At 43.6% G+C, this 22,144-nt stretch carries 23 protein-coding genes; 8 read left to right on the plus strand and 15 right to left on the minus strand.

Going from position 1 to position 22,144, the window contains the following annotated elements:
• Positions 1 to 3: 3 nt before the first annotated feature.
• The 4 genes from QQL60_RS12135 to QQL60_RS12150 all read right to left on the minus strand — a co-directional run bounded on the left by QQL60_RS12135 (position 4) and on the right by QQL60_RS12150 (position 3,317).
• Positions 4 to 495, minus strand: a complete 492-nt coding sequence (locus QQL60_RS12135) for a sigma-70 family RNA polymerase sigma factor (RefSeq protein WP_284723472.1) — start codon at positions 493 to 495, stop codon at positions 4 to 6.
• 135 nt (positions 496 to 630) lie between these two features.
• Complete coding sequence (locus QQL60_RS12140) at positions 631 to 1,092, minus strand: tellurite resistance TerB family protein (RefSeq protein WP_284723473.1); 462 nt, start codon at positions 1,090 to 1,092, stop codon at positions 631 to 633.
• A gap of 46 nt (positions 1,093 to 1,138) precedes the next feature.
• Positions 1,139 to 2,266, minus strand: coding sequence for a GNAT family N-acetyltransferase/peptidase C39 family protein (locus tag QQL60_RS12145; protein WP_284723474.1), 1,128 nt, complete (start codon positions 2,264 to 2,266; stop codon positions 1,139 to 1,141).
• Positions 2,244 to 3,317, minus strand: a complete 1,074-nt coding sequence (locus QQL60_RS12150; protein WP_284723475.1) for a DUF2817 domain-containing protein — start codon at positions 3,315 to 3,317, stop codon at positions 2,244 to 2,246. The genes QQL60_RS12145 and QQL60_RS12150 overlap by 23 nt, the downstream gene beginning before the upstream one ends.
• Positions 3,318 to 3,482: 165 nt before the next feature.
• Here QQL60_RS12150 and QQL60_RS12155 point away from each other — a divergent pair, with 165 nt between their 5' ends.
• Entirely contained in the window at positions 3,483 to 4,958 is a 1,476-nt protein-coding gene (locus QQL60_RS12155) for a RimK family alpha-L-glutamate ligase (RefSeq protein ID WP_007144126.1), read from the plus strand.
• 67 nt (positions 4,959 to 5,025) lie between these two features.
• Here the strand turns inward: QQL60_RS12155 and QQL60_RS12160 are convergent, their stop codons facing one another.
• Complete coding sequence (locus QQL60_RS12160; protein WP_284723476.1) at positions 5,026 to 7,095, minus strand: TonB-dependent receptor; 2,070 nt, start codon at positions 7,093 to 7,095, stop codon at positions 5,026 to 5,028.
• A gap of 163 nt (positions 7,096 to 7,258) precedes the next feature.
• On the opposite strand from QQL60_RS12160, the gene QQL60_RS12165 reads away from it, so the two are divergent.
• Together QQL60_RS12165 and QQL60_RS12170 are read left to right on the plus strand one after the other, a co-directional pair.
• Positions 7,259 to 8,149, plus strand: a complete 891-nt coding sequence (locus tag QQL60_RS12165; protein WP_284723477.1) for a DnaJ C-terminal domain-containing protein — start codon at positions 7,259 to 7,261, stop codon at positions 8,147 to 8,149.
• Positions 8,150 to 8,167: 18 nt separating this feature from the next.
• Positions 8,168 to 9,547, plus strand: coding sequence for a DegQ family serine endoprotease (locus tag QQL60_RS12170; protein ID WP_273179385.1), 1,380 nt, complete (start codon positions 8,168 to 8,170; stop codon positions 9,545 to 9,547).
• Between the two features lie 41 nt (positions 9,548 to 9,588).
• On the opposite strand, the gene QQL60_RS12175 is transcribed toward QQL60_RS12170, so the two are convergent.
• Positions 9,589 to 10,176 (minus strand): hypothetical protein, encoded by a 588-nt coding sequence (locus QQL60_RS12175; RefSeq protein ID WP_284723478.1) that lies wholly within the window; start codon positions 10,174 to 10,176, stop codon positions 9,589 to 9,591.
• A gap of 213 nt (positions 10,177 to 10,389) precedes the next feature.
• Between QQL60_RS12175 and gdhA the strand changes: the two genes are divergently transcribed.
• Positions 10,390 to 11,715: an NADP-specific glutamate dehydrogenase gene (gene gdhA, locus QQL60_RS12180; RefSeq protein WP_284451449.1), complete on the plus strand. Its 1,326-nt coding sequence runs from the start codon at positions 10,390 to 10,392 to the stop codon at positions 11,713 to 11,715.
• 37 nt (positions 11,716 to 11,752) lie between these two features.
• On the opposite strand, the gene QQL60_RS12185 is transcribed toward gdhA, so the two are convergent.
• The 3 genes from QQL60_RS12185 to QQL60_RS12195 form a co-directional block, all read right to left on the minus strand.
• Positions 11,753 to 12,673, minus strand: a complete 921-nt coding sequence (locus QQL60_RS12185; RefSeq protein ID WP_284723479.1) for a DUF808 domain-containing protein — start codon at positions 12,671 to 12,673, stop codon at positions 11,753 to 11,755.
• A 130-nt stretch (positions 12,674 to 12,803) separates the two neighbouring features.
• Complete coding sequence (locus QQL60_RS12190; protein ID WP_284723480.1) at positions 12,804 to 13,127, minus strand: hypothetical protein; 324 nt, start codon at positions 13,125 to 13,127, stop codon at positions 12,804 to 12,806.
• A gap of 234 nt (positions 13,128 to 13,361) precedes the next feature.
• The gene (locus QQL60_RS12195; RefSeq protein ID WP_007144134.1) at positions 13,362 to 14,231 is read right to left on the minus strand and encodes a LysR family transcriptional regulator; all 870 of its coding nucleotides are present in this window, start codon (positions 14,229 to 14,231) and stop codon (positions 13,362 to 13,364) included.
• 101 nt (positions 14,232 to 14,332) lie between these two features.
• Here QQL60_RS12195 and QQL60_RS12200 point away from each other — a divergent pair, with 101 nt between their 5' ends.
• Complete coding sequence (locus QQL60_RS12200) at positions 14,333 to 15,511, plus strand: MFS transporter (RefSeq protein ID WP_007144135.1); 1,179 nt, start codon at positions 14,333 to 14,335, stop codon at positions 15,509 to 15,511.
• Positions 15,512 to 15,541: 30 nt separating this feature from the next.
• On the opposite strand, the gene QQL60_RS12205 is transcribed toward QQL60_RS12200, so the two are convergent.
• The 6 genes from QQL60_RS12205 to QQL60_RS12230 form a co-directional block, all read right to left on the minus strand.
• Complete coding sequence (locus QQL60_RS12205) at positions 15,542 to 16,342, minus strand: DODA-type extradiol aromatic ring-opening family dioxygenase (RefSeq protein ID WP_284723481.1); 801 nt, start codon at positions 16,340 to 16,342, stop codon at positions 15,542 to 15,544.
• Positions 16,342 to 16,767, minus strand: coding sequence for a hypothetical protein (locus QQL60_RS12210; protein WP_284723482.1), 426 nt, complete (start codon positions 16,765 to 16,767; stop codon positions 16,342 to 16,344). The genes QQL60_RS12205 and QQL60_RS12210 overlap by 1 nt, the downstream gene beginning before the upstream one ends.
• 12 nt (positions 16,768 to 16,779) lie before the next feature.
• Entirely contained in the window at positions 16,780 to 17,142 is a 363-nt protein-coding gene (locus QQL60_RS12215; protein ID WP_284723483.1) for a nuclear transport factor 2 family protein, read from the minus strand.
• Positions 17,143 to 17,246: 104 nt separating this feature from the next.
• Entirely contained in the window at positions 17,247 to 17,585 is a 339-nt protein-coding gene (locus QQL60_RS12220; RefSeq protein ID WP_007144140.1) for a zinc ribbon domain-containing protein YjdM, read from the minus strand.
• Between the two features lie 111 nt (positions 17,586 to 17,696).
• Entirely contained in the window at positions 17,697 to 19,613 is a 1,917-nt protein-coding gene (locus QQL60_RS12225) for a TonB-dependent siderophore receptor (RefSeq protein ID WP_284723484.1), read from the minus strand.
• Positions 19,614 to 19,618: 5 nt separating this feature from the next.
• The gene (locus tag QQL60_RS12230; RefSeq protein ID WP_284723485.1) at positions 19,619 to 19,798 is read right to left on the minus strand and encodes a hypothetical protein; all 180 of its coding nucleotides are present in this window, start codon (positions 19,796 to 19,798) and stop codon (positions 19,619 to 19,621) included.
• A 355-nt stretch (positions 19,799 to 20,153) separates the two neighbouring features.
• On the opposite strand from QQL60_RS12230, the gene QQL60_RS12235 reads away from it, so the two are divergent.
• The 3 genes from QQL60_RS12235 (at position 20,154) to QQL60_RS12245 (ending at position 22,106) form a co-directional block, all read left to right on the plus strand.
• Positions 20,154 to 20,669 carry a sigma-70 family RNA polymerase sigma factor gene (locus tag QQL60_RS12235; RefSeq protein ID WP_284723486.1) on the plus strand — a complete coding sequence of 172 codons (516 nt, stop codon included), beginning with the start codon at positions 20,154 to 20,156 and terminating at the stop codon, positions 20,667 to 20,669.
• A gap of 6 nt (positions 20,670 to 20,675) precedes the next feature.
• Positions 20,676 to 21,668 carry a FecR family protein gene (locus QQL60_RS12240; RefSeq protein ID WP_284723487.1) on the plus strand — a complete coding sequence of 331 codons (993 nt, stop codon included), beginning with the start codon at positions 20,676 to 20,678 and terminating at the stop codon, positions 21,666 to 21,668.
• Positions 21,669 to 21,740: 72 nt separating this feature from the next.
• On the plus strand, positions 21,741 to 22,106 hold the full coding sequence (locus tag QQL60_RS12245) for an STN domain-containing protein (RefSeq protein WP_284723488.1): 366 nt from the start codon (positions 21,741 to 21,743) through the stop codon (positions 22,104 to 22,106).
• Positions 22,107 to 22,144 lie beyond the last annotated feature (38 nt).

Here is a 22,144-nt window from a genome sequence, read left to right on the forward strand (position 1 = left end):
CGTTTAATCTTCAATCAGTAACAGGCACTGTGTCATGGCACGAATAAAGTGCTTACGAACGGTCGTTACCGACACATTTAGTTGCCTGCCAATTTCAGCAAAGGAAAGCCCATCCAACTGGGCCAGCAGAAATATTTGTCGCCCGCGCTCGCTCATCGCATCCAGCATTTTTTCGATCTGTAATAAGGTGTCGATAATGAGATGATGCTGTTCGGCAGAAATACTGTGTTGTTCTGGCTGAACTTGCAGCGCATCGAGATAGGCCTGCTCAACTGTGCGGCGGCGGAAAAAGTCGACCAGTAAACCACGTGCAATACTGCTTAAATATGCTTTGGGTGAGTTGAATTCATGCTCACGCCCCTTTATCAATACCTTGATGAAAGTCTCCTGCGTGAGATCTTGAGCTTGCTCAACATTATTTAATCGAGAACGGATCCAACTCTGAAGCCAATGATGATGCTCTGAATAAAGTGATTCCAGTGTTTGCACAGCCATTATTAATAGAACTACTTCACAAGTGATAATGAGATACATTATCGTTTTGGAAATTATTTAGCAATAGTGGTGTTATCTGTGCGTTTGATTTTTAAGGATTATTTTTAATAAAAAAATAGCTGTAGCCTTTCAGTTCTAACTCGGCTCGCCAACCACTTTAAGTTTAGTAGCAATAAAGTCTTTATGAGAGACATAAAGCAAACTGGCGAGCTTACGAATCACATGCTCTTCTATGTCTTGTAATTCGTGATCGGCCCAGGCAATTTGCCAGAGCATTTCAATCAATTCAATTTTCTCTTGCTCGTTGTACTGCTGATTGATATCGGCGGTGAAGCGGTAAAAGTCGGTGGCTTCGCTGTGTGCTCTTTCAGCATCAGCAATTAGTTTCTCCGCATCGCTGTCTTCAACATCAAACTGACTGGCAAGGATCTGCCGTAACATGGCCTTTTCTGTTTCATGTTGCTCATTATCCACCGCAATGATTTCAATCATTAACGCGACGGCTGCCAACACTTTAGACTGCTGCTGATTCGCTAGATAAGCATCAGTGTTATCACCTAAGGTGGATGAAAATATCTGTTTTAGTTTTTCGATCATAGTTATCTCCTGCAAGCAAAACCGACTGCCCGCAGGTGAATAAAGTTCATTTTTTATTAGCCGGACTGACGATGACGGCAGCTTGATAGCGTGGTTTGCCGTAGCCAATCATGCGGTTAAACTCTTTGTGTGTGACGGGAATGTAACCACTGTCGGTGACACTTTTATTATCATCCCAGTCCACATCCGGATCATGAAAATACACAAAGGTATCGGAGACAGACACCACCAAAATCCAGTGAGGTGATTTACTCTGATTGAGACGATAAGAACTAATCAGAACCAACGCTAATGAACCTTTGGAGAGGTACTCTCTTAGCAAAGCAGAATCCACTGGTGCTTTCACTTGTTTGATATCAGATCGCGCTATTTTTTCAATAAAGTCCTGATGCACACATTCAATAACGGACTTCTTTTCTTCGCTACGCACACCATTGATAAAAGGAATATCGTCTGAGTTACAAACCAAGGTAGTTTTCAAACCGCGCTCATTAGCAGCTAGTGCCAAACCTTGTGGACTGCAGCCACCATGACCTGAGGTCATAAAAATAGTGGTGGCCTCGCGCCATAATTGCAATTCAAGCTGACGAGTGAGGGCTAACTCCTCATCCATACTCTTCATCGCCATCATCAGGCAAGCCGGTCCACAGGTAAAATCGGTCGATTGAGAGTAATGTGAAACTTCAGGATGGGTGACTTCTGGTACATGATGCAGCACTTTCATCATGCGGATAGCATCTGCATGATCCTCATAGAAGTCGCTGACAATATCAAACGGCTGATAACCCAACTTCTCATATAGCTTGATAGCGCCAAAATTATCAGGACGAACTTCTAGACGCAGAAAACTTCGACCGTCATCCAGTGCCTGCGTCTCGGCTTCCTGCATTAATTTGGCAGCAATACCAGCTTTACGATAATGAGCATCAACAGCTAATGAGTAAACACGGCCAAGCGATGTGCCTTGTGAGTAAAGTAACAACACATAGGCCACCAACTGCTCATTGCTTGTGGCCACCAGCAACAAATTATGGCCTTTTTTGATCATCCATTTGAAGCTGCGCCTTGAAATACGATCTGTTTCAAAGCACGCTTCTTCTAACTTGCTGAGCGCGTTAACGTCATCAAGCGTCGCCTCGCGGAGTAAAAACTCAGCGGGCGTTATGGTTGGCATGTTCAGTGAGTCCATCTAGTGCCATTTCGATAACCTGGCGGCCACGGAAAAGAACCAGTTCCTGCCATTGTTTTTGATCAGGGCAGAAGAAATCCTGCATAGCATGTTTTACATCCATGGTGACATCATCAGACCAGTCAATTTTGCCTTTTTGTTGTAGTTTTTGATCATCAGATAACACCTGCAACATCTGCTGAGTACCAAATGTGCCGAACTCCAGCGTTAAGAAGCACACGTTATCACCTTGTTGATGCCAAAAGTAATCATGTAAACCTAATTTGGTACCTGAACTCGATGTACCGAGTGACGGTTCGGTGACCGTTGCACCAAATAACTCGACCGCATATTGATGCCCCTGACTGTCGACAGGGTGATCGCAGATAAGCTCACCAAAACCGTAGGGGCCAAGACCACTATGAATATCAATCACAATCACTTGTTTACGTTTAGTAGGCTTAATTTGTGCTGCCAGCTGCTCAATAAGTTGACGTGACCATGTGGGTTCTTTGCCACCGAAGTAAGGGGCTGATGGTTGCTCGTATTGACCTTCAGATAGTAAATCAAATTTTTCTCTATCTTGGGCCACGGTGGCGATATCCGTTTTACCCTGCTCAAGCTCTTTCCAGATTTCAGCACCTTTCGATGCTGGCAGCTCACTGTCAAAATCAACAAAGTTACGATTGAGATCAATACCTTGATCATCACCACGGCTGGCCCAGGCAAACCCCCAAGGGTTAATGGCATGAACAAGTATCACACACACATCGGGAGGAAGACGACGATAACGCGTGACAAAATCGGCTTGAATCGCAGAACCAGCACCACCTTCCACACCATGCAACCCAGACACTAACACGATGATATTTTCTGCTTTTGGATTGCCCGCCCAAGCGATGTCACAAAATAGCTTTTCGTTTTTAGGGCCTTTGAGTGGATGAGGATGATGCGTTAACCTTTCAATAATCGAGCTGGTTTCAACATTATTGATGAATTTATCTCTTGCGCTGGAATAGCGCTGCGAAAATACGCTTAAAACTGCATCTGCATACATTTTAACGGGCCTCCTGTGCAAAATTTTCGCGAAGGATATGTGAGTTTTGCCATTTTGACCAGCAAATAAAAAGGGATGCAAAATTTTTTATCACATCCCCTGTCTATTCACTTTATGATTCGCTTTTAAAAAGCACCACTATGCGACCAACAGTAAGGACAAGCCATGACTAAGCACTTGATAATAGTTGAAAATATTGACGACTGGAGTCCTTACTTCCCCAGCGAGCAAGTAATTGATGTCGATACCTATCTACAATCCCTGTCGCAAAATACACACTCACCTGCGCAAATCCTTAATTTATGCCGAAGTCTGGATTATCTCAGCCGCGGCTATTATTGCTCGATGGTGGCTGAAGCACGCGGTCATCGTGTATTACCCGGTCTACGGACGATTAACGACCTGTCCCGTAAAAGTCTTTACGCCTATGATCTGTCGGACTTATCCACACAATTGGATAAGCAGCTCAGTACCACCTCAGCCGAAAGTTTTGTATTAAAAATCTGTTTTGGACAAACGCCCGTCACCTCATTACAAAAACTAGCCCGACAAATATTTGAACAATTCCCTTGCCCGATTCTGGAAGTCGAGTTTAGTTTTAACGCACACTGGATTATCAGCCAGATCAAAGCCGGTGCGATTAATAAACTGACTGAAACAGAGCAAGACTTCTTTGCTGAAGCGCTGGATAGCTTTAGTCATCGCTTATGGCGAAAACCAGCCAAACGCCGTCAATTTCGTTACGACATGGCCATTTTACATAACCCTAAAGAAACGATGCCACCGAGCGATATGGCCGCATTGAAGAAGTTCATTAGCAGCGGTCGCCGTATTGGTATTGATGTGGAACTGATCACGCCGAAAGATTACATCCGTCTCGCTGAATATGATGCCTTGTTTATTCGTGAAACCACGGCCACACATAATCACACCTATAAGTTTGCCCGTCGCGCAGAAAGTGAAGGCTTGGTGGTCATTGATGATCCAACCTCGATCATTCGCTGTACCAATAAAATTTATTTAAAAGAACTGCTATCCGCCAACAATCTACCTATGCCGGATTCACACCTGCTATATCGCAATGATACGGCTGGTCTGGACAAACTGTGTGAGACAGCGACCTTCCCATTGGTAATGAAAATCCCTGACGGCGCTTTTTCAAAAGGTGTGATTAAGGTGAACAACGCGGATGAACTTCGCGAGCAAGCGCCCGCCTTCTTTCAGCAGTCGGCTATTATTCTGTTACAGGAATTTATGTATACCGATTATGATTGGCGTATCGGTATGTTTAATAACAAACCTATCTACGCCTGCCAGTACTTTATGAGTAAAGGACATTGGCAAATCTACAATCACAACACCAAGAAAGGCACATCCAGTGGTAAATCTTCCGCTATCCCTATGAGCGAAGTTCCTGAAAAAGTACTGAAAATTGCGACAAAAGCCGCGAAGTTGATAGGAAATGGTCTGTATGGCCTCGATATCAAACAAAGTGGTAATCGTATTGTGATTATTGAAATCAATGACAACCCCAGTATCGATAGTGGTGTTGAAGATAATTATCTCGGTATGGCGTTATACGATGACATTATGCGAGAGTTTTTAAGGCGGCTGGAAGAACGCCGGGCTGCCAGCCATTAACCTGCTGTTACAAACAAAAAAGGCGCTGAAATTCAGCGCCTTTTTTGTTTAACAAGCCGTTTCTAGCTTAGAAGCTATAACTTGCCCCGACATGAAGGTAACGTTTTTCACCAACGAAGTAGCGATAGCCATCAGGGTTTACACCAGGAATTGGTCTGAAGTCAGCACGTTCGGCATATTCAGTATTAAATAAGTTTTGAACTCTTCCATATAGTTTTAGGTTTTCAGTTAATTGATGCGAGGCATGAAGATTAAACACATCATGTCCATCATACTTAGCAGTATTCCCATCATTAATGTAATACTCACCCATATGTTCCCACTCTAACTCAGCACGACTTTTTGGCGTGAAATTCCAACCCAGTCTGACATTTGCCATCTGTTTAGGTGCTGTTACCAGATAGTTGCCGCTCTCAATGGTACTGTAGTCATCTGAGCTTGCTCTGTTGAAATCATATTCATGTTTAGCAAAGGTTAGATTAGCCGCCACATCGAACTGACTGTTAAAGGGATAGAACATACCGAGTTCGAGACCCGTATGTTTAGTCTTGCCATCATTGACGTTGATATCGTTGCTATCCGTAAAGAAATAATCTTTCTTTCTCATATGATAGGCAGTGATTTCATACTGGAACCCTTCCCCAACTTTTCTGACACCGACTTCGATACTGTCGATTTGTTCAGAGTCTGCTCGATCACCATTATTGTTCTGAATTCGATATAGATCGGTTGTCTGAGGAGCACGGTTACCTCGAGCATAGTTAATAAATGCAGAAGTATCATCCGTTAACTCTTGTACTAACCCTAATTTAGGACTCAGATTATTAAACGAGTCATCGCGTGATTCAGGGCGATAATATCGACTTGTTATCACACCAGATGTTGTATTGTTAGTGTAGTCGTATTTGGTGTATTCATAACGTACACCTGCTATTAGGCGTGTTTTATCTAAGATTTGCCATTCAGTATGGGCGTATGGCGCAATAACTGTTGCATCAACGTCATAATCATAATGCACGCCTGGTATGAAGCCTCTGACCGTGGTTGAATTATTTTGGACTTCTTTTAATTGCCCTTCTGTGTACTCAAAATCAGTACCCAAAATGATTTTATGACCACCATCCAGCTCTTTTGTATAGGAGCTTAACAAGCCAACACTACTGTGTTTATTGCTCTCAACTGGCTTACCCGGAGAGAGGAAATGCATCAAGAAATTCATCTCAGTATGTCGAACATAAGGTGTCAGCGTGAATGAAGATGTATCACTTAATTCATGAATCCACTCAGTAGATAAACGATACGACTTGGCGTCACGATAAGCTTCAGGATTGGGATTTTGACGAGACAAGCTTTCATCTTCATAGACCTTATATCCCGTAATATAACCAGCAGTTTCTTGATTCAGGTTGGTGTAGCTGAATAAGGTCTTGAAACTATCAACATCACCCAGATAATCATGTCTGAAACTGACTTTCTGCTGGTCATAACCTGAGTCACTGACATAACCTCCATCTGTAGTGCCATTCACGCTCAAACGGTAACCATGTCTACCAACGGTGTCACTTATCGTGGCTTTAGTTTGATATAAGTCATGTGGACCGATTGAGAAATCAATCTGACGTTCTAAGTCCAAAGAAGGCGCACGACTCAATACGTTTACCAGGCCATGAACCGCATTAGAACCATATAACGCACTACCCGGTCCGCGAACGACTTCAATACCTCCCGCCTGCTCATAGTTGACTTCAAATAAGCCATTCACATTGGCAAAACCAGCAGCACGAAGTGGGATACCATCTTCAAGAAATAGGAATGAACCTGCGCCTGCACCACCGGTCAGTACAGGTGAACGGATTGAAGTCAAATGCTCTTGACCATTACCGTGCTGAATATTGACACCACTAACGCGATTAAGAATTTCACTGATATGATCTGGTCGCACAAGATCGATTTCTTCTTCTGATACTTTGCCAGTATTCCCGGCTTGCTCAAGTAATGGTGTCTCAGAACGCGTACCTGTCACCACCATGCCACCAAGCGAAACTTCTTTATCACCCATTTCTTCGGCAAAGGCGGGTTGCCACATTGTAGTCGCTGCAGCAGCCACCATTAATGTGAGTTGTTTTTTTGAAAACATAATCCAAATTCTCTCTTGTAAATGATCATTAATCCCGTGATTGGGGAAAATTTTCCCATACAGAAGGTTTTAATACATCAGAAAAATCCCTAAACCCATTGAAAATAGACATTCAAATCCCCAATTACATGATCAAGATCAATTTCAGGTACATAATCCATTTATGGAATACAAAGACTATTACAAAATTTTGGGTGTCGCCCGTGATGCTTCTCAGGACGAGATAAAGAAGGCCTATCGGAAGCTGGCCAGAAAATATCACCCCGATGTCAGTAAAGAAGCGAACGCTGAAGACAAATTTAAAGAAGTAGGTGAAGCCTACGAAGTCTTACGTGACGAACAAAAACGTGCTCAGTACGATCAATTCGGCAGTAATTACCGTCACGGCCAATCATTTAATCCGCCCCCAGGCTGGGATGATCATGCCGGTTTTGGTGGTGGCAACTTTAGCAGCTTCTTTGAAAACATGTTTGGCGGCATGGGAGGAATGGGCGGCGGCATGGGAGATAACTTCTTTGCCCGTGGTGAAGATGTGAATGCCAAAATTACTATTTCTCTGGAAGATGCATTTAACGGTGCCACCAAAACAATTCGTCGTCCTGCCGGCGCCAGTCAGTCAGGCACGATTAATGTAAAAATCCCGGCAGGCATTGCCTCCGGTAAGAAAATACGCCTTTCAGGCCAGGGTAAATCGGGCGGTGGCGGCAAGTCCGGTGACTTGTATCTTGAAGTAAACATTGCACCACATCGTCATTTCCGTCTGGAAGACAAAGATGTGTATCTGGATTTACCTATTGCGCCATGGGAAGCGGCTTTAGGTGCCAAAGTTACCGTACCCACCTTAGCAGGAAAAATTAATCTGACCATTCCGGCTGGTGCTCGTAGTGGTCAAAAAATGCGGCTGAAAGGACGTGGATTACCGGGCAAAGAACCTGGCGACGAATTTGTGGTCTTGCAGATAATGGTGCCGCCTGCTGACAGTGATAAAGCGAAAAAGCTTTACCAGCAGATGGCAGAAGAAATGGCTTTTAACCCGCGAGAGTCGCTGGAATAATTTTTATCGGGAGGCGTTGTGAAGTTCAGCTTTAAATCATCCATTGTTTGGTTAGCCGCATTTGTTTTAATTGCCCAGGTCGCATCTGCAGCACTTCCACTTAACTGGTTTTCTGATAAAGGCGAGATGCCCTCTTTGGCGCCAATGCTTGATCGCACCAAACCAGCTGTGGTCAATATTGCCACGAAAAGTGAAGTCAGAGTTCAAGACAACCCTTTTATGAATGACCCTTTTTTCAGGCACTTTTTTAATGTGCCTGATCAACCCAGAGTCAGACAACGCCAAAGTTTAGGTTCTGGGGTCATTATTGATGCCAAAGAAGGCCTGGTCATCACCAATAATCATGTGATTCGTGGTGCTGATGAAGTCACAGTGTCATTAAATGATGGACGGACCTTCCAAGCTGAGATCGTTGGTAGTGATCCTGCCACCGATGTAGCACTTATCAAAATTCCTGCTGAAAACTTATCTGCCTTGCCACTGGCCGACTCAGACTCGCTTCGTGTGGGTGACTTTGTTGTGGCGATCGGCAACCCTTTTGGTCTGGGGCAAACGGTGACCTCTGGTATCGTCAGTGCACTAGGCAGAAGTGGCCTCGGCATTGAAGGTTATGAAAACTTTATTCAAACTGATGCTTCAATTAATCCCGGTAACTCAGGTGGTGCCTTAGTTAACTTGCGTGGCGAGCTGGTGGGTATTAATACCGCTATTTTCTCACCGGGCGGTGCCTCATCTGGCAATATCGGTATCGGCTTTGCCATTCCCAGTAATCTAGTCAAACAGATCACTGATCAACTGTTAGAGCACGGTGAAGTTCAGCGTGCCTATTTGGGTGTGCAGATGCAGGATATTACACCTGAGCTGGCTCAAGCCTTTAATATCCAATCTCAACAAGGTGCCGTTGTCAGTCATGTTATACCTGACTCAGCTGCTGCTGATGCTGGCTTAAAAGTGGGTGATGTGATCACCGCCGTTGATGGTACGCCACTAATGAACGCTGACAGTCTGAGAAATACCATTGGCTTGATGGTTGTCGGTCAAACAGTCAAGCTCGATATTATTCGAAATGGTAAAGCAAAAACCATTAAGGCAACGGTCAAACAGACACGTAAAACCGCTGCTGATGGGCTAGTACATCCGAAACTATCTGGTGCGACCTTTGGTGATATTGAGCAAGACTCACCTTATTACGGGCAAGTAGAAGGTGTGGTGGTTTATTCAGTAAAACGTGGTAGCCCAGCCTGGCAAGCCGGTTTGAGACCTGATGACATTATCACTTCAGTGAATCGCCAGCCGGTATCATCACTGGAACAGTTCAAACCGATGGTCAGCGACGCTAAGGAATTATTATTTAATATCATCCGTGGCCGACGTGCGATGTTCTTATTACTGAAGTAAGCCAAATCCATTAAGGAGCCTGAACACTTCAGGCTCCTTTTTTAATCTCTGGTCAAATTAAGCTTTTGGGTGAAAACATAGACACCATTCGTAAATAATGACCACTCTACATGTATTTCATCATCACTCGGTGCATCGATTGAAATCATATATTCCAGATAACGCACACCCGCGTCAGGACCATTAGACGCATACTCTCGCTGATTGGCTTCAATATGACGCCCGTTCACACTTAGGGCATATAAACTTTCCGTATTAATCAGCCCCAGAGTATCTGAACGACTGATTCGTTCAGCAGGAAACTCTTTTTCTAAGCGGGCTTTGAACAAAACAATGCTGCTTTCCTCTACATCCGCTTCAACATTCATGTTTTTATGAAGTTTTTCAGGGTTAGCATCTGAGCCTTTACAGGAAATTTCCTCGCCAGTCCCTTTCCATTTCCCTTTAAGTTTTTTCAAGAACTGCAGCTCTTCAGCGTTCTTATCCACACGCAGACTCTTGTCATTATTACGATACTCATCCTCCAGTGACTCAGATGTCGGTGAAGCTTGATAACACTCATAGGCGGCCGCTACTGGCGAATGTAAACACCAGCCCAAAATCAACATCAGAAGACAATATTTTTTCATTGCTGAACTTCCATTTATCACGTTATGAACTAGGATCAAATGCTTTTCAGTGGGGGTTGTCAAACTAAACTGACACATTGATGGCGTTTAAAGTGAATTTGCTAAAGTAGAAAACTCATCCGTATATTGGGTGTCATTAGCAGAAGACTCACTGACTATTAAATAAATAGTCACTCTTCACCAACCAATAAACAGGATCTTAAGTCTAGAACAATGGAATCTATCTATCAGCAAATCATCAGCCGTAATCCGGGAGAACCAGAGTTTCACCAAGCCTTATATGAAGTGCTTGAAACCTTAACCCCGGTATTAGAACGTCATCCTGAATATCACGAACAAAAAATTATCGAACGCTTATGTGAACCTGAGCGACAAATTATTTTCCGTGTTCCCTGGGAAGATGATGATGGTCAAATCCACATCAATCGCGGCTTTCGTGTGGGCTTCAACAGTTCGCTTGGCCCATACAAAGGTGGCTTACGTTTTCACCCAAGCGTCACGCTGGGCACCATCAAGTTTCTCGCTTTTGAACAAACCTTCAAGAATGCACTGACGGGTCTGCCTATTGGCAGTGGTAAAGGCGGTTCTGACTTTGATCCAAAAGGTAAATCGGATCGTGAAGTTATGCGCTTCTGCCAAAGCTTTATGACTAGCCTTTATCGTCATATTGGCGAATCAACTGATGTGCCCGCCGGTGATATTGGTGTGGGTGCCAGAGAAATTGGCTATCTATTTGGTCAATATAAACGTATTACTCAACGTTACGAAGCAGGTGTTATTACCGGTAAAAGTCCAGGTTGGGGCGGCACGCTCATTCGTAAAAAATCGACAGGATACGGCGCCGTATTCTTTTGTGAAGATATGCTCAGAGCAGTTCATGGAGAAGAACTAAAAGATAAAATTGCTCTGGTGTCGGGCTCGGGTAATGTGGCCACTTATGCGATGGAAAAGCTCCGCGCTTCAGGTGCAAAAGTCATTGCTTGTTCTGATTCGGGCGGTGTCATCATCGATCAAAACGGCATCGATGTGGATGCCATTATTCGTATTAAAGAAGTCGAAAGACAACGAATCTACACCTATCTCGATAGTCATCCAGATGCTGAGTACATCGAAAACGGGAATATCTGGGACATTCCCTGTGATATCGCCATGCCCTGTGCCACCCAGAATGAACTGGAAGCCGAAGATGCTCAAAAGCTGGTCGATAATGGTTGTTTAGCCGTATGTGAAGGCGCCAATATGCCCAGCACCCCGGAAGCCATTAAGATTTTGCAGAAAAATAATGTCGCGTTTGCTCCCGGTAAAGCAGCCAATGCCGGCGGTGTCGCATCATCAGCTTTAGAAATGCAGTTGAATGCTACGCACAGTAGTAGCTATGAATATAGTGAAGATCGTTTGCATGAAATCATGAACCATATTCATAAAACCTGCTGTCAGACGGCTGAAGAGTTTGGTGAGCCACATAACTATGTGCTGGGCGCAAATATTGCCGGTTTCAGACGTGTGGCGAATGCAATGTTGGCGTTTGGTCTTATATAGAAAAATGGGCCAGTCCAAATTAGGCTGGCCCATTTGTTTAAAACAATTTCTTAATGCCTGTCACAATGGATAACACAATCACTCCAGCAATTAGGCCGACACCACCGTTAAATAACACGGGCATCATAAGCTTCATCACTGCGCCCATCGATGTATTCAATACCTCTAATAGGTGGTGTAAAAAAGGTAACCCATGCACCAAAATACCACCACCGACTAAGAACATGGCGATCATTCCTACTACTGATAGAAACTTCATCAACTTCGGTGCAAGAAATAGAATGACCTGACCCAGCTTGCGCTGGAAACCATCAAACTTGCTACCGCCCTGACCATACTTAATTAAGGCCAGACCAGCATCATCGAATTTGACTATGCCAGCTACCAGGCCATATACGCCTGAGGTCATCACAATGGCTATCAAAGACACGACAACAGCTTGCGTTAGAAAAGTCTCCCCCTGCACAACACCAAGAGCAATCACAATAATCTCAGCAGACAGAATAAAGTCTGTTCTGATCGCCCCTTTTATTTTTTTGCGTTCATAGGCTTTGATGTCGACGTTTTCATCTGTGGTAGCTGCGGCCAGTTTTTTCTTATGCTCGTTATCACTTTCTTCATGTGGTAACCATTTATGGGCCAGCTTTTCCATACCTTCATAACAAAGAAACAAACCACCGAGCATTAATAAGATGGTTACACCAATGGGGAAAACGGCACTAATAACTAAAGCCAATGGCACTAAAATTAACTTATTTAAATAGGAGCCTTTGGCGACGGCCCACACCACGGGCAACTCGCGTTTGGGGTCTACCCCAGTTACTTGTTGTGCATTGAGAGCGAGATCATCACCTAACACACCAGCTGTCTTCTTGGCAGCGACTTTTGTCATCAATGAGACATCATCAAGTAACGATGCTATGTCATCCACCAGCGCTAATAAACCGACACTTGCCATCTTGTCTATCCCAATAAAATTTTGTTGCAATAGCCTATGTGTTTAGCGGACAGCTGTCTATGAGCTGCTAAATTGCGAGCAAAAAAAGCCACGACTTTCATCATGGCTTTCATGTTATGAACAGGGGTTATTAGGCTTCGACTTTACGTCTCACTAAAGCAAACAGGCCTAATGCTGGAGCCAATAACCACACGGCCGCAGGAGCCGGTACTGAAGATAGGCTTGGGGCTGGAGCGTCAAAAAGCTGAATGATCAGGTTCGAAGGCATCGTACCTTGATTCAATCGACCACCGAAATTTTCAATAATTGATGCAAGCCTTGTTGAGTCATTGGCAAAACTTGCAGAATTTGTAAGTGATAAATCAAAACGTTGCGTCGGAATTTCTACCGACGCAGCTTGAGCTGTACCGATATTCATCAACAAAAATGTTGTCGCTAAAAGTATTTTCCTCATTATTTTAGTTCCTTCTTCTTGCAGCCCAGCCCTCTTATTTTTGGTAAGAACTGTGGCTTCCGTAATCTCTGGCTCACACCAGACTTGGTGTATTTCAAAATCACTTTGGCCTTGTTTTCGAGGAGAAACCTCAGATAAATTTCTGCAAACATTAAAGTCGGTTTAATCAAATAAATGCTGAGTCAGCGTGCACAGAGCTGACTTTTTGCAAAACAAAAAACAGACCTAGGCTAGCTATAAAAGTTCATGAATAAGTGACATAAACGCTTGCGCAGCTGGACTCGGCCCTTTAGACCAGATCATGTATAAAGCGCGTTTTGGTGCCTCTTTTATCGGTATCGCTTTTATACCAGAAAAGTTTGCTGCAACAGGCTCCGGTACAATGCCATAAGCAAGGCCGCGAGCTACTAACTGTTCGATCAAACTGACGTGATCAACCACAAACTTTACATTTGAAGACAGTCCCGCGCTGAGAAATGCCTCATCGGTCTGACGTCGGGCACTGCTATCTTTAGGGTAATTCACCATCGGCTCTGAGGCCAATTGATGAAGAGATAATTCTTTATGCTGACAAAGGGAGTGACTCATTGGCAAAACGGTAACAAGCGCTTCTTCGGCTATACGAATATATTCGTAACCTGATAGAACTTCATCCAGCCAAAGCCCGATAAAGGCGACATCCAAGCGATGATTCAACACATCGGCAATTAGTCGTTCACTGCCTGCGGTTTTTAAGCCAACCTCGACATTAGGATAACGCTGATGGAACTGGGCTAATGAGGAAACGATATCCACCGCTGTCATCGCTGAAATCATGCCAACATTCAAACGACCTGAGACAAGCCCGGAAGTCGCAGTTACGTCCACATAGATTTTCTGTACAGCGTCTAAAGTCCGTTTTGCCTGCTCGACAAACGCCTGCCCAGCTAGAGTTAAAGAGACTTTTCTTGATGTTCGCTCAAATAAGACAACGCCCAGTTCTTCTTCCAGTTTTGCAATCTGATGGCTTAACGCTGACTGAACCGTATGACACCGCTGTGCCGCCAGAGTAAAGCTGGACTCTTCAGCGATAGCGACAACATATTCAATTTGCCTGAGATTCATTTATCTATCTCTTTTTAAGATGACTCTTATGATAACAATACATTTGAATCATCAATATGAACACCGCATAGTATGCCTAACTGACTTAGTAAATGATCTTTATGACAAAGCAACAAACCGTATTAACTCAAGGTCTGGTTTTACTCATGGCAACGGCTACCGGCATTGCCGTAGCAAGTAATTACTACGCCCAACCACTACTAGATACAATCGCTTCTGAGTTTGGGTTAAGCCACTCATCAGCCGGCAATATCGTAACTACGGCACAGCTCAGTTATGGCATTGGCTTACTATTTCTGGTGCCTTTGGCGGACAGGTTAGAGCGCCGCAAGCTCATCATCGTGATGAGTCTATTTGCCACTATCGGCTTGCTTATCAGTGGCTTTTCAACCAATCTGCCATGGTTATTACTTGGTACTGCGATAACCGGTCTCAGCTCCGTTGTTGCTCAAGTTTTACTTCCATTGGGAGCAACGCTGGCCTCTGACCAACAGCGTGGCAAAGTGATTGGCACCATTATGGGTGGATTATTATTAGGCATACTGCTAGCTCGGGTCGTTTCCGGCGGTTTGTCCAGTATGGGTAGCTGGCGTTATATCTATTGGTTTGCATCTGTAGCTATGTTCATCACAACATTAGCTTTAGCTCGCTTTCTACCGTCTTATCACAATAACAATGATATGAGCTATCGGCAGATATTGGTGTCTGTGTTTGGTTTATTTGTGAAAGAACCTATACTCCGTTATCGCTCAATTCTCGGCATGTTGTCATTCGCACTTTTTAGTATGTTCTGGACGCCTCTTGCCTTCTTATTAGCCAAGCCACCTTATGAATATAGCGATGCCACCATCGGTTTATTTGGGCTTGTCGGCGTAGCAGGAGTATTTGCTGCCACATGGGCCGGAAAGTTAGCAGATGCTGGTAAAGGTGATCTGGGTACACGGCTGGGTTTACTGAGTTTATTAGTGAGTTGGGTAATTCTTTTCAATGCACCAATCTCACTTGTTGCTCTTTTAATCGGCGTATTACTTCTGGATTTAGCAGTACAGCTAGTCCACGTGAGTAATCAAAATAAGATTTATGCTCTACATCCAGACATTCGCAACAGACTTACCTCTGCATATATGACTTGTTATTTTATTGGTGGTGCATTTGGTTCCTGGTTTTCTGTGATGCTGTATCAACATTATGAATGGACGGGTGTAGTGATGGGTGCAACGGGGATCGCACTGATTGCCTGCATTCTGGATTTCACGGTGCGAAAGCATACTCCGAAGTAAGCACTTACCATGAATTTAATACTTGGTTGTTTAGATATTAGATGACCATAAATACAGACTCGCTTGTTTAGCCAGTATCGAGAGCGAGTAAACGGAATCACAGGCTCTGCGAGCCGCACCATAACAAACGTGCAACGGTAATAGATGTTCTTCTCTCGGGTGACAATAGCGAGCATAGGGCGCTTCATCCCAGAGTTGAAACCGCATTCTTCTCTCTTCTTCAGTCATATTCTGACTGGAGCATGTTTCCATCAGCCAATCTTCAAAAGATTGATTCATTTGTTGATGCACTAGATCCTCTTTTGTGAAAAATGCGCGCATATTATGGAATGAAAAACCGGAGCCAATAATTAATACATCTTCATCTGCACAATCAGCAATAATCTCACCGATCCTTATATGTAGATCTGGCTCCAACCCTTTCACTAAAGAGACTTGAATACAAGGAATATCTGCTTCGGGATACATAATCATCAAAGGCACAAACACCCCGTGATCGAGTCCCCTTTCATTCTCTAACTCAGCATCGATATGCGCTTTTTGTAGTGTACATACTATTTTTTCTGCTAACTCAGGTAGGCCATTACAAGGATATTTGAAGTTATAAGACTCTTCAGGAAAACCATAATAATCGTAAAGTAAATCCGACTTTTTTTGATGAGTTACCCTGACATGGCGGGCTTCCCAATGTGCACTCACCACAATAATCGCTTTTGGCTTTTTGAGCCGTTCAGTAATTTGAGTGAGGCTCTCCACCAACTGATGATGCGTTGGATCACCTAATAAAGGTAAAGGACCACCGCCGTGTGAAATAAAAACAATATCCGCCATCACTCAACCTCAATAAACCATTTTGGCTTGATTCTGCCAAAGTCTGTTCTGATGGGTGATTTCAAACGTTGAGCTGAATCAATCACAATAGCATCGTTGCCTTGGCGCATAAAAATGGCCCAATGCCAGAAGGCATTTCCCACTTTTTCATGCCATTTCAATGCAATTAATGCTTTTTCAGGTAATTTATCCCATGAATCAAAATCTGTTTGTTTCTCGCTGACAGAGATATTTAATGCTGATAATAACTGTCTGATATGAGCAGTCTCTGACCATAATCTTTTATCCTCAGCATAAATGCCGAGCGAATTTGCAAGTTGCTTAGCCTCGGCATAACTTATCTGAGCAAGATTAGCGCAGGCGGCGATACCACAGCCCGTAGTCTCTTCCTGCACTATTGCCCAGTAGTTTGACTGTGAATTCATGTCGTTGTCTTATCAGTCTTCATCAGGGAGATAATGAGCATAAGATCGGCACACCTTACCTGACGGACCAAAGTGTAGAACCTCAGCTGAAATACCACTGATACCATCGTAAATAAGTGTCAGACTGCCTGCGCCACATAAAATATGCTGAAGCTTAAAATGTAATGACGGATATTTTTCCAGGCCTTTCGCCCAGTAATCACCTATCACTTTTTTTCCCTTAAGCTTACCCGAGGGTTCCCCCATTAATTTCACAATCAATGGTGACGTCATTTCAAAATCATCATCATAATGCGATAAAATTTGCGTCAGATCGTGACTATTCCATGCCGCAATCCACTCATGTGCAAATTGCTCAGCAGCGTTTTTATCCATCAGCTATTCCTAAAACAAAAGTTACTGACCTATGAAGTAGCTTGGACAAAAATGATAGAAGAAAAATTGCCCTGTCAGAATAAACAGGGCAATAAATGTATGAATTAGGCTTTTTTAACAAACTCAGATTTGAGTTTCATCGCGCCGATACCATCAATTTTACAATCGATATCGTGATCACCACCTACCAGACGGATATTTTTCACTTTGGTACCCACCTTCACCACCGCAGAAGATCCTTTTACTTTCAGATCTTTAATGACCGTGACGGTATCGCCATCCTGCAGAACATTACCGTTTGAATCACGAATGACACCTTCATCAGCAGAAGCACTACTCTCAGCTTCCTGCCACTCATGGGCACACTCAGGGCAGACAAACATGGCTTGATCCTGATAGGTGTATTCAGAACCACAGGCAGGACAATTAGGCAGATCGCTCATAAAATTTCCAGATAAACAAAAGGGTTATTCTAACCGATATCAGACCAAAAACCTGATTTATCTGCATAAAAAAGGCCCCTTTCGGAGCCTTTTATTTCTAAAAAATGATGATTAGAAGTGGTAACGAACGTTTGCTGTTACGTTTCTACGTTCGCCAAAGCCGCAGTCGAAGCCTTCTGCACGGCACCATGCAATATACTCGTTATCTGATAGGTTCTTAGCATCAAGTGATAAGTCCCAATTTTTATAACTATAACCAATCATTGCGTCATATAACGTCACTGATGGTACTTCTGGTGCACCACCTGAGCCTACATTCGTACCGATATAACGAACACCAGCACCAACGCGCCAATTAGTGTCAAAGTAATATTTATTCCACCATGAGGCTACCTTTTCAGCAACAAAAGCTAGGCGTTCGCCTGTTTCAGCATCATCAGCATTCATATCTGTATAAGAAAACTGGGTCTCATATTTATTCCAGCGTTTATTAACTTGTAACTCCCAGCCATCAATCGTTGCTCCAGTTTGAGAAACACCTCCAGGAGTGCTACCTTGCTTGATACGCTTATTCTGAGTGATATCAAAATAAGCGGCAGTGATAGCTAGGGTTTTATCTTCAGATAGATATTTAAAACCATATTCTCTTTGTACACCTGTTGTTGGATCAAGTGTATTAGCTGCTGCGGTACCGTCAGTCCCCAAATTCATAGTGAATGCTTCAGCATAACTGGCATAAGGCGAAAAGCCATTGTCGAACCGATACATGATTCCAGCTCTGCCAGTTGTCTCTTTTTCATCACTTTTTGTATTTGGCCCAGATACTGCCAATAAAGTATTTTTTGCCCAATCACGTCTTAAAGCAGCTGAGAGCACAACTGGACCAATTTCCATGTGATCAGCAATATAAAAACCTGTTTGTCTGATCTGATTATCAGGTCTGTCAGATGGATTTGCCAAAGCTGCAGTGTTTAAATTGCCATAGACTGGATTATATAAATTAATAGATGTTCCGCCATTAGAAGCACTTATATAGTTATCCTCTTCCCAAAGAGCATCTTGGTGATCGATACCAATTAATACATTATGCTTTGTGACACCTATGTCAAAGAGACCTTCCAGTCGTGTATCAATGTTAAAAATACGAGTCTCTTTGTCTGCCATGTAAATACTTCTCGTAATATCCCCTGTTGGACTTACCGTTGCACCAACTCTGGCCCAATGCTCTCTTGTAGCTGTTTTTGACTCAGTATAACGAGCAACTGACGAGAATTTCCATGCATCGTTCAAATTATGATCCAGCATCAATGTAATTTCTGTCTTGTCGCGATCATATCTATCCCAACCAGGCTCACCGACAAAAGTATCCGAAGAAACTCTACCCAAGACTCCGGAATCCAAAGTAACCGACTGAGGCAAAAACTGTGCAGAGACTTGACCTGAGTTTTGTTGACGATTAAATAAAACTGTAAAGCTTGTGTCATCCGAAGGGCGCCAGGTAAATGATGGCGATATAAAAAATCCATCATCATCTACATGATCGACCTGTGTCTCACTATCTCGCTGCAAACCCACTACTCGGTATAGAAGTTTGCCATCTTCTGTTGCTGGCCCAGTTACATCAAAAGCTAATTGCTTACGATTAAACGAACCATATTGTGCCCATATTTCGCCCTGTTGCTCATCTTTAGGCAACTTAGATACTGAGTTCACTATGCCACCTAATTCACCCTGTCCATACAAAACAGAGGAGGGGCCTTTTAAAACTTCTATGCTCTCTAATGAATACGGATTTGTTCTCACACTATTATACGAACCATAAAGCTGGCGTAATCCATCTAGGTAAAGTGATGGTGAAATCCCTCTGATATTTGCTACATCGACTCGAGTATCAAGACCATAGGCACCAGAATAAACACCTGATGTATACAACAATGCATCTTGTATTGTTTTAGCCCCGGTATCCTGAATAAAACTCTGGTCGATGACTGCAATCGAATAGGGACTATCTTCGATTGGCACACTCATCTTGCCTACCTTGGGCTCTTTTCCAGTGGGATATAGCTGTTTTCCGCTACGCCACCTGACGTCACTTCCACGCGAGGCAGCTCAACACTATCTTCAGATTGAACAGGTAAACTGGCCAAGATCAGGCTGCTTAACAATAGAAAAGAGGAGCCAGGCCGAAGAGCCGTGCTATTGACTTGTTTCATATTAATTTTCCGTAAACTAAATAACAATGATTATTATTTATATTAATTTACGGAATTTAACGTTTTCTGTCAAAGTGAAATATGACTATTACAAAGTTGAGCTCAGTTTTGTTAAGTGATGATTGCTCACCTCCGATCTATTTAGGACCTCTCAAGCTGAGGCTGTCCCTTCTATTTTTCAGCCTTGCCTGCAAACACCTTGTCCTGTCCTATTCAGCCAACTGAGGTCTTTGCTCAAGGACGGTAGCACTGACTACCATAATTTATGGTGTATTTTACCTGCAAATAAAAATAGTTCTCATTATAATGTAGACTGTCTGTAAATTTATGATCTGAGTCACAGGTGAAAGACACTATGAATCATCCAAGCTCTGCCATTGACTATTTATATGTAGATAATCTCAGCTGGCTGAGACAATTGATATATCGGCGCATGGGCTGTAACGAATTGGCTGCTGATTTAGCACAAGACACCTTTCTACGGCTATTACGCAAGCCCCAAGAGTTCGATAGTCAGGAAGGTATTCGCGCTTGGCTGAGTCGGGTTGCTCAGGGTTTATGTGTGGATCATTGGCGCCACCAGGAAGTGGAAAGAACCTGGTTGGAAACCCTTGCCGCGCAGCCCGAAGATCATGCTTTATCTGCCGAACAACAGGCCATTCTCGTTGAGACGATATATGAACTTGATTCCATGCTGAGCAGGCTGCCAGAAAAAATTATGCAGACCTTTCTGTTATCGCAGTTGCACGGCAAAACCTACCGCGAAATTTCTTCTGAAATGGGCATCTCAGAACGAACCGTAAAAAATTATATGGCAAAGGCAATGTCACTTTGCTTACGTGTTCAACTTGAATTAGAAACCAGCCAATAAACTGAAATGAGCCAGTTCAACGTTGAAAACGAATTACCAGACTTCGACATACTGGAACAAGCTGCCAGTTGGTTTGCACATCTGGAATCAGCAGAAGCCACTGAAGAGGATCACCAGCGTTTAAAAGCATGGCTGTCAGAAAGCCCTGCCCATCAACGTGCCTGGCATTATGTTGAAAAAATTAGTCAACGCTTTTCCATTATTCATCAAGAGAATCAAGTAAATAACACTTCTAACACGCTCTCAAAATTACAGCAGCATACACTTGGAAGACGTGCCCTGCTTCGCAGCCTGTTATTTGCCGCTGTAGTGGGTGGCACCGGCTTAGTCAGCTGGCAATATCCACCGCTGTCTTCTATGGCTCGGGCAATGCGTGCCGATTTCCGTACTGGCATTGGCGAGCAAAAAGACATTGTTTTAGCCGATGGTAGTCATATTTGGCTCAATACTGATACTGCCATCAATATCGACTATAACCAGCAGCAACGACATATCGAACTTGTTCAAGGCGAAATCCTGATAGAAACAGCCCCGGATCGTCAGCAGCGTTCTTTTTGGGTTAGTAGCCAACAAGGTCAAATGCAGGCGCTTGGCACACGTTTCAATGTCTATCAACAAGCAACAGAAACCCAATTAACGGTTTATGAAGGCCGCGTTGCAGTAAAGACTAAAACACAGCAGCACATTCTGGCTGCAGGCAAACAAGCTACCTTCGCTGATACCGGTGAACTTCGGCTATCAAACGCGAACATTCAGCAAAGTGCCTGGATTACAGGGGTGATTGTTGCTGATCAAATGACGCTGGCTGAACTCGTCGACCAGCTCGGTCGATACCATCGTGGTCATATTGGGGTTTCCCCGGATGTCGCCACTTTAGCCGTTGTTGGCAGCTTTCCTACCCAGGATCAGGCACGTGTTTTATCGATGCTGACAGCCTCTTTACCCATAAAAGTTCGCTCACTCTCACCATGGTGGGTCAGTATAGTGCCTGCAAATTAATTATTAAAAAATTTGCCCTTTTTTCAGACTCATTCGTTTCCTCTGTTAATAACAACCTTAAAGAGGAACACTATGCCTGCTAAACAACGTTTCATATCATCAAGCCTCAAGGCTTTACCGCTACTGATCATGCTCGCATCTGCTTCTGTTATGCCTTCAACAGCTATAGCTGATGATGTAGCCGAACAACAAACAACCCCAGCAAAATTAATTCATTTTAATATCCCGGCAGATAATTTAAGTAAGAGCCTGAACCTTTTTTCAGCTCAGTCAGGTATTTTCCTGAGTAGTGATGGTGCTCTCACAAAAAGCAAAATAAGTGCGCCGGTTAATGGTCAATATACGGCTGAACAAGCCTTGCAAGCGCTTCTTGCGGGTACACAGTTATCTTATCGTTTTATGGATGCTAACACTGTGACGCTGCTTGAACAGCAATAACAAGAACAGGCTGTACATGATTTAGCCCCGCTTGTTGT

Origin of the sequence: Methylophaga thalassica, assembly GCF_030159795.1 — a bacterium.
Lineage (GTDB): Bacteria > Pseudomonadota > Gammaproteobacteria > Nitrosococcales > Methylophagaceae > Methylophaga > Methylophaga thalassica.